14 protein-coding genes are annotated in these 13,737 nt (G+C 60.7%); 3 read left to right on the forward strand and 11 right to left on the reverse strand.

Annotation, left to right across the window (positions count from 1 at the left end):
• Positions 1 to 395: 395 nt before the first annotated feature.
• The 8 genes from B5V00_RS01875 to B5V00_RS01910 form a co-directional block, all read right to left on the reverse strand.
• Complete coding sequence (locus B5V00_RS01875; protein WP_085008966.1) at positions 396 to 833, reverse strand: hypothetical protein; 438 nt, start codon at positions 831 to 833, stop codon at positions 396 to 398.
• A gap of 29 nt (positions 834 to 862) precedes the next feature.
• Entirely contained in the window at positions 863 to 1,444 is a 582-nt protein-coding gene (locus B5V00_RS01880; RefSeq protein WP_085008968.1) for an XTP/dITP diphosphatase, read from the reverse strand.
• A complete protein-coding gene (gene rph / locus B5V00_RS01885; RefSeq protein WP_281249622.1) occupies positions 1,438 to 2,175 on the reverse strand; it encodes a ribonuclease PH in 738 nt (245 codons plus the stop codon). The genes B5V00_RS01880 and rph overlap by 7 nt, the downstream gene beginning before the upstream one ends.
• Entirely contained in the window at positions 2,172 to 3,257 is a 1,086-nt protein-coding gene (locus tag B5V00_RS01890) for an N-acetylmuramoyl-L-alanine amidase (protein ID WP_085008971.1), read from the reverse strand. The genes rph and B5V00_RS01890 overlap by 4 nt, the downstream gene beginning before the upstream one ends.
• 111 nt (positions 3,258 to 3,368) lie before the next feature.
• A complete protein-coding gene (locus B5V00_RS01895) occupies positions 3,369 to 4,415 on the reverse strand; it encodes a DHH family phosphoesterase (protein WP_139800618.1) in 1,047 nt (348 codons plus the stop codon).
• A gap of 36 nt (positions 4,416 to 4,451) precedes the next feature.
• The gene (locus tag B5V00_RS01900; protein ID WP_085008973.1) at positions 4,452 to 4,940 is read right to left on the reverse strand and encodes a TIGR00725 family protein; all 489 of its coding nucleotides are present in this window, start codon (positions 4,938 to 4,940) and stop codon (positions 4,452 to 4,454) included.
• The gene (locus tag B5V00_RS01905) at positions 4,937 to 7,624 is read right to left on the reverse strand and encodes a heavy metal translocating P-type ATPase (RefSeq protein WP_216355446.1); all 2,688 of its coding nucleotides are present in this window, start codon (positions 7,622 to 7,624) and stop codon (positions 4,937 to 4,939) included. The genes B5V00_RS01900 and B5V00_RS01905 overlap by 4 nt, the downstream gene beginning before the upstream one ends.
• The gene (locus B5V00_RS01910; protein ID WP_172399579.1) at positions 7,621 to 8,868 is read right to left on the reverse strand and encodes a tetratricopeptide repeat protein; all 1,248 of its coding nucleotides are present in this window, start codon (positions 8,866 to 8,868) and stop codon (positions 7,621 to 7,623) included. Before B5V00_RS01910 ends, B5V00_RS01905 begins: the two co-directional genes overlap by 4 nt.
• 286 nt (positions 8,869 to 9,154) lie before the next feature.
• On the opposite strand from B5V00_RS01910, the gene B5V00_RS01915 reads away from it, so the two are divergent.
• Positions 9,155 to 10,129, forward strand: coding sequence for a pentapeptide repeat-containing protein (locus B5V00_RS01915; protein WP_085008977.1), 975 nt, complete (start codon positions 9,155 to 9,157; stop codon positions 10,127 to 10,129).
• Positions 10,130 to 10,133: 4 nt separating this feature from the next.
• Complete coding sequence (locus B5V00_RS01920; protein ID WP_085008979.1) at positions 10,134 to 10,979, forward strand: HDOD domain-containing protein; 846 nt, start codon at positions 10,134 to 10,136, stop codon at positions 10,977 to 10,979.
• 1 nt (position 10,980) lies between these two features.
• Here B5V00_RS01920 and B5V00_RS01925 read toward each other — a convergent pair whose 3' ends face one another.
• On the reverse strand, positions 10,981 to 11,199 hold the full coding sequence (locus tag B5V00_RS01925; protein WP_085008981.1) for a tautomerase family protein: 219 nt from the start codon (positions 11,197 to 11,199) through the stop codon (positions 10,981 to 10,983).
• Between the two features lie 16 nt (positions 11,200 to 11,215).
• Positions 11,216 to 12,619 (reverse strand): PLP-dependent transferase, encoded by a 1,404-nt coding sequence (locus tag B5V00_RS01930; protein ID WP_085008983.1) that lies wholly within the window; start codon positions 12,617 to 12,619, stop codon positions 11,216 to 11,218.
• A 137-nt stretch (positions 12,620 to 12,756) separates the two neighbouring features.
• Between B5V00_RS01930 and B5V00_RS01935 the strand changes: the two genes are divergently transcribed.
• The gene (locus tag B5V00_RS01935; RefSeq protein WP_085008985.1) at positions 12,757 to 12,945 is read left to right on the forward strand and encodes a hypothetical protein; all 189 of its coding nucleotides are present in this window, start codon (positions 12,757 to 12,759) and stop codon (positions 12,943 to 12,945) included.
• A 152-nt stretch (positions 12,946 to 13,097) separates the two neighbouring features.
• Here the strand turns inward: B5V00_RS01935 and B5V00_RS01940 are convergent, their stop codons facing one another.
• A complete protein-coding gene (locus B5V00_RS01940; RefSeq protein ID WP_085008987.1) occupies positions 13,098 to 13,583 on the reverse strand; it encodes a zinc ribbon-containing protein in 486 nt (161 codons plus the stop codon).
• Positions 13,584 to 13,737 lie beyond the last annotated feature (154 nt).

Below are 13,737 nucleotides of genomic sequence, written 5' to 3' on the forward strand. Positions count from 1 at the left end.
TTCGAGGTTCGAGGTTCGAGGTTCGAGGTTCGAGGTTCGAGGTTCGAGGTTCGAGAAAGTAGTAAAAATCACATGCGCGGATTACGCAACACAATTTACCGACCCCCACGAAAAGTTCCGAGGCGGCTCAAAAGTGCCCAGATGCAAGGCGCCTCGCGCCTGGAGGAGTGAGGCGTAGCGGCAGCTACGTCGCAGCGACGAAAGGAGCGAGCAACGCAGCAGATGCGTGCTTTTCAGCCGCCCCCCACGAAAAGTTCCGAGGCGGTCGAGACGTGCGTAGATGCAAGGCGTCTCACACCTGAAGGAGTGAGGCGTAGCGGCAGCTACGTCGCAGCGACGAAAGGGGCGAGCAACGCAGCAGATGCGTGCGTATCGGCCGCCCTCGCAGTACACCGTCAGGGTTTGTAGCCGAGCTCCCGCAAAAACTCCAGCACCTGCTGCAGGGCCCGGCCCTCCTGGTCTTCAATGCGGCTGACTTCGTCAGCAGCCCGTATCGCCTGTTTGCGGGCCTCGTCGGCCGCGGCCCTGGCCTCGGCGTTGATTGTCCGGCTCTTCTTCTCCAATTTCGCAACGGCCTTTTCCGCCCGGTCGGCAGCGGCTTCGGCACGGTCGGTCGCCTGTTTCATCCGCTGCGACATTTTTTCCATCCGCCGCTCCAACTCCTCCATACGCAGCACCAGGGCCCAGGCCTTCTCCTCGGAGCGCTCCGCCTGTTCCCCGGCCTTGATCGCCTCCCGCATCTGTTTCTGGGATGCCGGCAGAAACTGTTCACATCCGCTCAGCAGCAACAACAGGCAGAGCAGCAACCCGGCCCGCAAAAGGGGGTATCGCATTCGTTTGTCTTCCATCCTGCCAACTGGTTTCAGAGGCTGTCGATCAGGGCTCGTAATGCCTGTCCCCGGTGACTGATACGATTTTTGATGTCGAGGGGCAGTTCAGCCAGTGTCGCTTCCTGCTCATCGACCCAGAACAGGGGGTCATAACCGAATCCGCCATGGCCTCGCGGTTCTTCAAGAATCCTTCCTTCGAGTCTACCATCAAAACAGCGACAGTCACCCGTCGGCGAACAAAGGACCATGGCGCAGACAAAGGCAGCCTGACGCCGGTCGCCCGCAACACCCTGTAATTCATTCAGCAGCTTCCGGTTATTGTCGACGTCACCGGCATTATCTCCGGCGAAACGCGCCGAACGCACTCCGGGAGCCCCGTTCAGGGCAGCCACGGTCAACCCGGAATCATCCGCCAGGGTCAGCAGACCGGTGGCCTCGGCGATGACACGGGCTTTTTTCTCGGCATTCGCGGCGAAGGTTTCACCGTCTTCAACAATCTCGGGCAGATTGTCGAAATCGGCCAGGCTCAAAACCTCGATCGCCCGATCGGCGAGCAACCGGCGGATTTCCTTCAGCTTACCGGCATTCCCGGTCGCGACCACCAATTTCACAATCGATCCCCCAGGGCCTCGGCCTGCAATTCACCCAGGCGGCGGCAACCGGCTAGGGCCAATTCCTGCAGCTGCCGCAACTGGTCGACACTGAAAGGCTCCGTCTCGGCAGTCCCCTGAACTTCGACAAACTTCCCGTTGCCGGTCACAACGAAGTTCATGTCAACATCGGCCCGGGCATCTTCCTCATAGCAGAGATCAAGCATCGGCACACCGGCAACGATGCCGACACTGACCGCGGCAACACTGTCACGCAGGGGATCTTCGCTGAGCAACCCTTCACGCTGCAGCTTGCGCAGCGCGGTCACCAGCGCGACATAGGCCCCGGTAATCGAGGCGGTGCGGGTACCTCCATCCGCCTGCAGGACATCGCAGTCGATCTGGATGGTCCTCTCCCCGAGCAGGTTGAGGTCAACCACGGCCCGCAGTGAACGACCGATAAGACGTTGAATTTCATGGGTCCGTCCGCCGATTCTACCGCGCACCGATTCACGCGCCGAGCGGCTGTGGGTGGCACGCGGCAACATGGCATATTCCGCCGTCACCCAACCACGTCCCTCACCGCGCATGAACGGTGGAACTTTTTCTTCGACAGTGGCATTGCACAGCACCTGGGTGGCACCGAAACTGACCAGCACCGAACCTTCGGCATAACGATTGAAACCAAGCTCGAAATCGACCTCGCGAAGCTGGTCAACGTCACGTTTATCACAGCGCGTTATTCCATCCGTCACTTCTTACTCCTCGTATCATCATCGTATTTTTTCAACCCGTCGAAGATGGCCTCCGCCAGCATCTGCCGCGCTTCGCCATCCCTGAGAAGGGCCAGGTCATCGGTATTGGTCAGGTATCCGAGTTCAATCATTACGGTCGGCAGATCTCCCCGGCCGAGGGGCAGCAGGTTGGCCGAATGAACCTCCGCCACGGTAAAACCTTCATCGAGCAGCGCCTGGCGGGCATCGAGCGCCAGACGGGTGCTGTCATCCACATCCCCGGCCCGCAACCTGTCGTCAGCCGTCGCCGCGACCGGACGCACATAAAGCTCAACACCGTGGGCGGCGGGAGTGAAATGCCCCTGGGCATGAAGAATCAGGTAGGCATCGACATCTGGCTTGGAAACCGCCTGCAACCGATGTTTCCGGTCCAGGGTATAATCACCATCCCGGCTCAGGTAAACCGGAATGCCGAGACGCATCTTGATCAGCCTCTCAAGCTGCCCGGCGAACTCAAGGACCACATCCTTTTCCTTGACGCCGGTAAGCCCGATCACGCCGCTATCGCTTCCACCGTGCCCGACATCGATGGCGATTGCACGCAGATGACTGACTTCCTGCCGGTTTTTCTTGCGCAGCAAAAAAGCGAACAACTGGTCAAGGGCACTTTCGTCACCTGGCGACTTGACTTCACCGACCGGATTGAGATTGCGATAATAAACAGAATTTCCGGTCAGGGCGGGAAGCTGGACAAGGACAAAATCTTCGGGAACACGCAACCGGCCGTCGATGAAACGAGGCGGATGATCCAGCGGAATAAACTGGTCACCGACCCGCAGATAGGTTCCCCCCGGAAAAAGAGAGGCCCTGCCCATCGGTGTCCGGAAACGGTAGCGGTGATCGACAGAATACCAGCGACCCTTCAGCCGCAGCGCCCGCATGACATCGTCGATGGCCAGATAGGCGACACCGTCACGATTGTAGACCTCGCTGATCAGTTTCGGCTTTTGCCCGCTCCAGGCAATCTCAACCGCGGCATAGCCGGGACTGGACAGACAGAGGAACAGGATTGAAAGGATAAGGAGCTGAATCCGGCTTGACATGCTTTGCCCACAACTGGAAGGGTGTATTTACGGGTCTGAATCCTGGAGCTGGACCGGTTGGTTATACCTTGGCCCGCACGGGACTGTCAACGCCGCTGCCGCCCGACGTTCCTACGACTGGATCAGAGGCCTGCCCCTGCCCGGCTTCCGTCCCAGGTACTCAAGCAGCCTCCGGGTCAGGCTGTTTTCCAGCTCCCGCTGCACCGCCTGTTTGCCGACCATCGGCTTGATCTGACCGCCGGCTGTGGTGTGGTGTCCGCCGGCGGTTCCAAGCCCGTTCAAAACCACCCGAATCGCCTCACCGGCAATGATCTCCGGCTGACTGGTACGCAGGGAAACGACTTCCTCCCCCTGGTACTGCCCCATGCCGAGAACCACCTCGACGCCTTCCATGCGCAACAGAAAGTCGGCCATTTCGGCGACAATATCCGGGTTGTCAATGGCATAAAGGTTGAAAACCAGCACATCGTCGAAAAGGCGTGAGTTTTCAATCGCCCGGTTGTAGGAAAAAAAATACTGACGAGGCACCTTGGGATGGGTGATGTGGTAGAGGATGCGGTTATTGGCCAGGGGAAGCAGGTAGAGATAGGCCTCCCGGTCAGCCTTGACCCAGTCACGACCGAGGTCCTGGGTCTCGGACTTGATGGCATAGAAAAGAATGGTCGCCAGCTTGGTGCCGAAACTGATGTCGTTGGCCAGCAGGTATTCAAGCAGGATAGTCGCGGAGGCTCCGAAGTTTTCACGGATATCGACCCAGCGGCAGGTTGAGCAGACATCACGGATCGGATGATGATCGATCACCAGGTGAACGGTGCGGTCTTCCGGGAAGGAATTGTTGCCGGTACCCGGCTGGGTATCGACCAGACAGATGACCTGGAAGGAATCAAGGTCGATATGGTCGAAATGAACCGTGTCGATTTCCAGCAGTTCGGCCATGGTGCGGTTCTCACCCCGGCCGATGATACCGCCGTAGGTGATGGTGGCATCCTGACCGGTGGTCTTGAGCAGCAGGTGCTTCAGGGCCATGGCCCCTGCCAGGGAATCGGGATCGGGATTGTCATGGGCGACAATCAGCACATTCCCCTTGCCCCGCACCCAGTCAAGAAACTGGCCGGAAAATTCTTTCGAACGTGTCAGATCCAGCGTTCTTCCCTTCAACCTGATGCTTCAGGTTCATCCACATCATGAACCTGATCAGGACAGGTTCAAATCAGCCGGCCGCGATTCAACGGCCAGACGCAGAGCCAGCTCGACAGCTTCAGCGGCGGTCTCGACCCGGTGGACCCCCGTCAGGTCGGCCCAACGGCCGAAGACGACAACCGGTTTTCCCAACTTCAGCCCGATGGCTATCTCGGAAAGGGTACCATACTCCCCTTCAACGGCAATCAGAACCCGACTCACCTGGGCGATCATCACGTTGCGCGCGTGTCCCAGTCCGGTCGGCAGGGCGATTGAAACGTCGTTGTTGGCACTGTCGGCATCACTGCCGGGCAGCAACCCGATGGTCTCCCCACCGGCCCCGGCGGCGCCGCGACAGGCGGCGGCCATGACTCCGCCGAGCCCGCCACAGACCAGCACCGCCCCGGATTCAGCCAGACGACGGCCGATCTCCTCGGCCAGTGCCGCGCCGGCGACATCGATGCTGCCGGCGCCGATGACTCCGACCAGCAGGCGGCGACTCAAGAGTCATTCTCCAGGCGGCGGGCATAACGTTTCAGCAACAGGCTGTTGCTGACCACCGAAACACTGGAAAAGGCCATCGCCAGGCCGGCGAACTCCGGACGCAGCAGCCAGCCGAAGAGTGGATAGAAGACCCCGGCCGCAAGGGGGATGCCGACCAGGTTGTAGAAAAAGGCCCAGAACAGGTTCTGGCGGATTTTGTTCAGCGTCTTCCGCCCCAGACGGATGGCGCGTTCGACATCCCGGACCGCGCCGCGCACCAGCACCAGGTCGCCGGTTTCCTTGGCGACGTCGGTGCCGCCGCCGACGGCGATGCCAACATCGGCCGCCGCCAGCGCCGGAGCGTCGTTGATGCCATCCCCGACCATACCGACCTGCGCGCCCTGCTGCTGGTAACGACGAACGACATCCAGTTTCTGATCAGGGCGAACCTCAGCCTCGACAGCGTCGACCCCGACCTGTTCGGCAACCGTTTCGGCCACCTCGCGACGGTCGCCGGTCAGCAGGACAGTCTTCAGCCCGAGGCGGCGAAGCGCGCTGACAGCGGCCACCGAATCAGTCTTGAGACTGTCGGCCAACCCCAGCAGCCCGAGCAGACGGCCGTCACGGGCAACGTAGATCAGTGACCTGCCGGCAGAGGACCACTCTTCCCCCAGGGTTGACCAAGTTTCGACCGCGACCTCCTGCTGCCGCATCAGTTGCGCGTTTCCGGCGGCGACCGATCGTCCCTCAATCCGCCCAACCAGGCCGTGCCCGCCGCGTTCCATGACCTCGGTCACCGCGGAGAGGGACAGACCCGCCTCTTCGGCCCGCCGCACCACCGCTGCGGCCAGGGGATGATTGCTGGCGGACTCAAGACTGGCAGCAATCCGCAGCAGTTCGTTTTCATCACTTTCCGCCGCGGCACGAACCTCGGCGACAGCGAAATCCCCGCTGGTGAGAGTGCCGGTCTTGTCAAGCAGAATGACCTCCAGCCGGGAGATATTTTCCAGCACCGAAGCCTTTTTGAACAGGATCCCGGCCTTCAGACCGACCGCGCTGCCAACCATGATAGCCGTCGGGGTCGCCAGGCCGAGGGCACAGGGACAGGCAATGACCAGCACCGCGACGGAAGTCTGGAAGGCGAACAGAAAACCGGCGTCGAAAACAAAATACCAGCCCAGAAAAGTCAGCACCGACAGAGCGACCACCGTCGGTACGAAGATATTGGAGACCCGGTCAGCCAGCCGCTGAATCGGCGCCTTGTCCGCCTGGGCGGCGGACACCAGGGCGACAATCTGGGCCAGAGCGGTCTCAGCACCGACCCGTTTCGCTTCCACCAGCAGCCTGCCGTTGCGACTGATCGTGCCGCCGGTCACGACATCACCCGGCCCCTTGGCGGCCGGCACCGATTCACCGGTCAGCAACGACTCGTCAACCGCCGCCTCCCCTTCCACCACGACGCCATCAACCGGGATCTTTTCCCCGGCCTTGACCACCAGCAGGTCCCCGACTTCAACCAGCGCCGCCGGGATTTCCTTCTCACGTTCCTTGACCAGCAGGCGCGCCTGCTGCGGCTGAAGGTCGAGCAGCTCGCGCAGAGCCCTGCCGGCCTTGCCCTTGGCCCGGGATTCGAGCCATTTGCCGAAACGGATAAAAGTGATCAGCATGGCGCTGGTTTCGAAAAAGACCGGGCTGTCCGCTCCCAGCAGGCCGAACAGGGAAAGCAGTGAATAACCGTAGGCGGCACTGATGCCGAGAGCAACCAGGACATCCATGTTGCTTGACCGATTGCGCAACGAATGCCAGGCACCGCGATAAAAGGTCAGGCCGGCACTGAACTGCACCAGGCTGGAAAGCAGGGCGATCAGGTAAAGGGTACCGGCCCCGAACGGCGGGAACCACATCAGCGGCATGATCGGCAGCGACAGGGCGGCGGAAAACAGCAGCCACTGCAACTGACGGCGATCCTCCCCAGCCTGACGTTCGTCGCTGTCATCAACGACCGGTGTATAACCGGCCTGGCGTACCGCTTCGAGAATCTCCTCTGCGGACAGCTGCCGCGGATCAAAATCGACACGGGCCGAATCATCCGCCAGGTTGACCCGGACCCGGCGCATGCCGGAAAGCGTGGAGAGTTTATCCTCAATGGTACGGGCGCAACTGGCACAGTGCATGCCGCTGACAGCGAAGCTGAGCTCACCGGGACGGGTCATGGTGGCCGGCTGTCCGGCCCGGAATCCCAGCTCACGAATGACCGCGCGGATATCGGCGACATCAACCTCCGCCGGATTCCACTCTACGGACAGGCTTTCAAGAGCAAAATTGACCTCGGCTGAAAGGACCCCGGCAATCCGACTGACCCCTTTTTCGATTGAGCCGGCGCAGTTGCTGCAGCTCATACCGTAGAGGGGCAACTGAATCGATTCGGTCGCGGGCCCGTCCGGGGGCCCGCTTTCCCGGTCGGGCTCAGCCGCCGGAGATTCTTCGGATGGCGCCTCTTCAACCCGGAAACCGGCCTCCACAACCACCGCCGCCAGGCGTTCCGGATCGGTCTGCCGCGGGTCGTACTGGAGGCGGGCGCAGGCGGCGGCGAGATCAACATCGACCTGTTCAACTCCCGGCTGCTGCTGAAGGATATCGGTCAGACGGGCAACGCACTTACCGCAACGCATACCCTGCACCGGCAATCTCACGGATGAATTCACGGGGCCTCGTATCTCCTGATCAGGCGGGCAAAGGAAGGCACCTGACGGATACCGTCGAAATCGGGATCGTCCAGGGCATCTTCGAGGAAATGGGCATCCTGCTCCACGGCCTGGCCGAGCATCTTTACCGCCTCGCGGACCTTGCCCTTCAGAGCCATGACGCAGGCACGGTTGTAGAGAGCGAGCGGGTAACGATCGGTGCGTTCCAGGATTGAATCAAAGCACTCCAGGGCTTCATCCAGGCGTCCCATATCCATCAACAGGTTCCCCTTGTTGTTGAGGATGAAGAGAGATTCAGGATCAAGCCGCAAACTTTCTTCGAGTGCCGCCAGGGCGCCGGACACATCTCCCCGGCGTTCCAAAACCATCGCCCGGTAAAAACTCGGGTCGGGGCTGTCAGGGTCGATGCGTTCCGCCGCCGCCAGATCCTCCAGGGCCTTCGTCAACTCTCCCCTGGCAGCCAGCAGATGAGCTCGTTCGACATAGGCCTCGAAGAATCCGCCATCCAGCTCCAGTACCCGGGAAAAGGCCTGCAGCGCCTCATCCTGACGCTGCAACCGCACCAGGGAAAGCCCACGATTGTAATGATAGGAAGCGATTTCCGGATCACGGGCGATCGCCTCGTCATAGCAGACAAGAGCCTCCTCATCCCGCCCCAGTCCGGCCAGGGCATAACCGCGACCATTGTGGCAGGCGTGATCGTCAGGAGCCAACCGCAGGGCCCGGTCGAAATAGTCACCGGCTTCCCCATGCCGTTGCAGGCGGTTCAGGGCATAACCGATGTTGTAGAGGATATCGGGTGATTCGGGCAGGCGGTGCAAGGCCCGCAGATACATCTGCAGGGCCTCCTCGGTACGATCCAGTTCATCCAGCACATTGCCGAGATTGATATAGGCTTCGGGAAAATCGGGCTGCAGCTCCAGAGACCGCCACAGGTGTTCATAGGCCTCACGGTAACGACCCAGCTGTTCGGCCAGGACACCATAGTTGTGATGAATGGCCCCGTTGCGCGGATCAAGCTGGAGGGCCTTGCGGTAGAGCGCCAGGGCTTTGCGATGATCTCCGAGGTTGGCGGCGGCAACAGCGCAATGATTCATCGCCTCGACACAGAGGGGCTGATCTTCCAGGTACGCCTCGGCCAGGTCAAGGGCTACGGCATTGTCGCCGCGATCAAGAGCCTCCTGAACCAGGTAGAGGGTTTCCTCCGGTTCCTCAGCAAAAAAATCTTCGAAATGCTCACTCATGAGAAACGTTTTCCTGCACATGCTGACGGTCGACTGCAATCAGTTCCCTGAGGCGACGTGGCCATCACCGGTTCGGGAACCAGTTCCAATCTAGCAGAATTCTGCACTCTATGCACCTTCCCATGTCCGCCTCATATCCGCCACCGGGGTTGCAGACCGTGAGGACCCTGTGAGTTGAAGCTGCTGGAACCGGACCGCCCTGTCGGCACCGATCCGGGTAAAGAAAATCACTCCGCCGGTCGAAATGTTGATCAGAGTCATATGAATTCCAGGAGATCCATCACTCATGAATCAGGCCCCTGTTCTTTCCACCCATGAAGCGATCGTCGACCCGCAACCGGGCGACCTGTTGCCCGGTGTGGACCTGTCCGGCAGGGACTTTTCCGGTCGCAACCTGGCCGGCATCGACCTCAGCGGGGCCAACCTCGCCGGAACACGTTTCTTCAGGACCAACCTCAGCGGCGCCAACCTTGCCGAAGCGAACCTGGAAGGGGCCGAATTTGCCGGGGCCGACCTGAGCGGAGCCAATCTCGAAGGTTGCCGGGCGAGACGAGCCGGGTTCGGACTGGCCCGGCTCGAAAAAGCCAGCCTGTTCCGCGCCGACCTGCACGAAGCAAGTTTCAGCCGCGCCAATCTTAGCGGCGCCAACCTGCATTGCGTTGATCTGCGCCAGGCCCGTATCCGCGAAGCGACCCTGACCCACTGCGACCTGAGCGAAGCCGACATGCAGCAGGCGGATCTTTCACTGACCTGCGTCCGCGGCGCAAACTTCAGCAATGCCGACCTGCGGGGGGCCCGGCTGCGGCGGTTGCAGGGATTCAAACGCGCCAACTGGGTCGGCGTCGATATCCGCGACATCAACTTCGCCGGAGCCTACCTGATGCGGCGCGAAATCATCGACCAGAACTATATCCGTGAATTCCGCAGCTACAACCGGCTGACAGCCCTGCTCTACTATCCCTGGTGGCTGACCTGCGACTGCGGACGCAGCATGCTCCGCTGGTGTTTCTGGATCGGCGTGCAGGCCTTCTTCTTCGCCTGGCTGTTCACCCTGACCGATGTCAACTACGGCGATCACGCCACCTGGCTGTCCCCCCTCTATTTCAGCGTTGTCACCCTGACCACCCTCGGCTACGGAGATGTCACCCCGGCGGGACTCTCGGCGCAGATCGTCGCCATGGCCGAAGTGACCATCGGTTACATCATGCTCGGGGGACTGCTCTCCATTTTCAGCAACAAACTGGCACGACGAGGAGACTGACCGGATGTTGAAACTGCTGCGCCGCCGCAAAAACAATCGTGATATTGACCGGATCCTCGACGGCTATGAACTGCCGAGTTTTCCGGGACCGGTGATCACCGTATTGTCCAAACTGCGCAATCCGGAAGCACCGATCCAGGATATTGCCGACGACCTGGAGGTCGATCCCGGACTGCACGTCAAGGTGCTGCGCACCGTCAACTCGGTCGCCTTCGGCCTCTCCCACAAGATCAGCAGCCTGCGACACGCGGTCTCACTGCTCGGGCGCTCACGGCTCGAGTCACTGGTTCTCAGCGTCGGCGTCAAGGAAAGTCTCGACCGGGGGCTGGTTCCCGGCTGGTTCGACATGCAGAGTTTCTGGCTTTCCGCCGCCAGAAGAGCCGCCCTGGCGCGCGGTCTCGCCCAGATCCTGCATCCCCAGACCCAGGCTGAAGCCTTTACCGCCGGGCTACTGCAGGATATGGGCGTCCCGGTCATGGCCAGCCTCAAGGGAGACCCCTACCGCAAACTTTACCAATTGTGGCAGCAGTCGAATGAAACCGACCTGGCCGGGCTGGAAAAGGATCATTTCGATCTCGCCCATCCGCAACTCGGCGCCGGCATCGCCGAACGCTGGGATTTCCCCGACATGCTGATCGAAAATGTCGGTCGTCATCACCTCGCGCTGGAAAACGGCCTGGACCTCGCTATCCATATCGCCTCGCTGATCACGGACGCACCCGGCCCGATCGACAAGTCCGCCCTGGCCACCCGCATCAATCAGACAACGGGACTGGACCGGGCAATGCTGGAGAAGCTGTTGTGCCGGATCGACGATGAAGCGGTGGAACTGGCCGGAGCGCTGGCCTGAATCAGCTGCCGGAAACGCCAGGTTCCTTTCGCTGCCGCAACCGGGCGACACTCTCACCACGTATCCCCCAGTTTTCCGGGTCGATCTCCTCGATGACAACATGTGTCGAGGCGGGATTCTTGTTCAGCACCCGCACCAGCAGATCGGTAACGCCGGCGATCAATTCCTGCTTCTGTTCCGTACTGACCCCCGTGGTCAGCTTGATATTGACAAAGGGCATTTTTCTATTCCTCCCATCAGGGATTCAGGGGCCCACCCGCCAGGGCCTGGTCGAGATCGGCAATAATATCATCAGGGTGCTCACCACCGACATTGAGACGGACCAGATTGGGGACAATCCCGGCCAGATCACGTCCCTGCTCACCCTGCTGCTGGTGGGTGGAGATCGCCGGAATGGTGGCAATGCTCTTGATGCGTCCAAGGTCGGTTGCCCTCCAGATCAGACGCAGGCGATCGAACATGTTTCTTGCGCTGCCAACACCACCGCGCACGGTGAAAGCCAGCAGGTGGCCGTAACGGTTGACGGGTTCACCGTAATCATCTTCACCATCGGCCAGCCACATATAGCGTGAGGCCAGGGCGTGTCCCGGATCCCCGGCCAGGCCCGGATAGCTGACCCGTTCTACCTGCGGGTGATCCTGCAGGAAACACGCGACCCGCAAGGCGTTGCGGCTCAGGCGATCCATCTTGGCACGCAGGGTACGCAGATCATTGAGAATCATCAGGGCGTTGAAGGGGCTGAGCGCCGGACCGAAATCCCGTCCCGGCAGCAGTTTCAGGTAACCGGCATAGTTGGCCCGCAATTCAGGCGGCCCGACCTTGGCGGGGATCTGATGGCGGGCGATAACGGCGCCGGCGATGGCCAGTCCTCCGGTGTTGAGGCTCTTGCTGACCGACTGCACGACGATATCCGCCCCCAGGCAGAGAGGCCTGAGAAGCGCCGGCGTGGCAACCGTCGAATCGACGATCAACGGTGCGTCCACGGCATGGGCCAGTTCGGCCAACGCCTCGATATCACAGACCGCCAGCCCGGGGTTGCTGGGCATCTCGGCAAAAACGAAGCGGGTCCGATCATCGATCAGGGAACGCCATTCGTCCAGATCAAGGGGGTTTCTGACCCAGCGGACATCGATGCCGCGCTCGGCGGCATAACGCTCACTGAAGAGCATGAAGGTGCCACCGTAGCATTTGCTGCCGGCAACCAGGTTGATTTTTTCTCCCCGCCGCCGGTCGGCAAGCAGGGGATTGGTGGCGAGAAAAATCGCGGCCATGCCCGAAGCGACGGCACAGGCGGAAACGTCTCCGGGAAACCCGTAGCCTTCAAGCAGGGCAAGGGTCTCTTCCAGGTATCCCAGGGTCGGGTTGGCAATACGGGAATAGGTCCAGGACGGCATCAGGTAGGCCAGAGCCGCTTCCATGTGGTCACTGTTTTCAAAATGCTGCGCGGAACTGAGATAGAGCGGTTCGTTGATGCTCCCCCGGTTTTCCCGGGCGGCATCCATGCCGTAGCAGCCGTGAACCGCCAGGGTGTCGAACTTCATTCCCCGCAGCCTCCGCCGTCCGGCGGCCGCGGCCGCAAGCTGCTGCCGCCCTTGTTCAACATACCGACGGACACCCGGCGAATAATCGTTGTCAGCCATGCTGCCTCCGCAGGTCTCTGTTTCACAACCCGCCCGGCACCAGAGACGGCACCCGGGGTCTTTTGCCAGGGAGCCGGATGTGTTATCGTTCCGACCCACGGAATCATTACGCCTGATTCAGACAAAGAGGTTGCGACGTGCTGTTCTTCCTGTTTTTTTCCATTCCCATCGCCGCCGTCTCGGGGGTTGTCGCCTGGATGAGCTGGCGTGCCCGCCACAAGGGAGTGGCCTTCACCATGGCCGGAATCTGCGCGGTATTTTCCGGCATTTCCCTGACCATTATCGTTGTCAGCCTGTTCTTCTACCAGGCCTGGCAGACAGGCTGACCCAAAACGCCCATCTGCGGTGTTGCCCTTCCCCCCGCGTCAACGACGTACCTTCCGGTACGCCTTATGCCGCGGGGTTGCGGGCGCCTTGCATCTGGACATTTTGGGTCAGCCTGTCCCTCTGTCAGAGCCGGCCGCGGGGCGGCGGCGGATCAGAAAGACTTGCGGAATACCGTCTTGTGACACTTGGGACAGGGCGGAATCCGTCCCGTGGCCTTGAGATTCATCTCGGCGCCGCAATCCTTGCAGACCAGCTTCCCGGCACTGGTCACCTCGCCGGTCTTGAACTCAAGATTCTTCTCGGCCTTCTCCGCCAGATCAGAAAGAGCGTCGGCGGCACTGGTCAGGATCCGGGCGAAAACACTCTGCACCCCGACCGTGACCCGCTGGGGATCAACCGCTTTTCTGACCGCTTCGGTCGCTTTGGCGGCATTGTCATTGATGTCTCGACGCACGAACTCGGCTATCTTTTCCAGCTTGTCGGCGGAAAATTCTCCGGCCTTGTTCAACTCGTCCTTGGCTTTTTTCAACGCCTCATCGAGACTTCTCCTGCCCTCTTCCAGCAACTCTGCGGTGCGGGCTGCCAGCTTCTCGTACAATCCAACATCCTGCTCATCATGCTGCTTCTTGTCATTCATGCCAGGTGTTCCTTTCGTCGATGGTGTCGTTTGTGATTCATGTCACAGAAATCTTACCATGGTTACCATGGATGTAACTGATTCAGCATAATCTGCTCTGTGGGTAAAAAGTCTGTCATTCCTCAGCGGGGCAACACCCCCCTGCTGCGCTACG

The sequence above is a fragment of the Geothermobacter hydrogeniphilus genome, assembly GCF_002093115.1.
In the GTDB taxonomy this organism is placed as follows: domain Bacteria; phylum Desulfobacterota; class Desulfuromonadia; order Desulfuromonadales; family Geothermobacteraceae; genus Geothermobacter_A; species Geothermobacter_A hydrogeniphilus.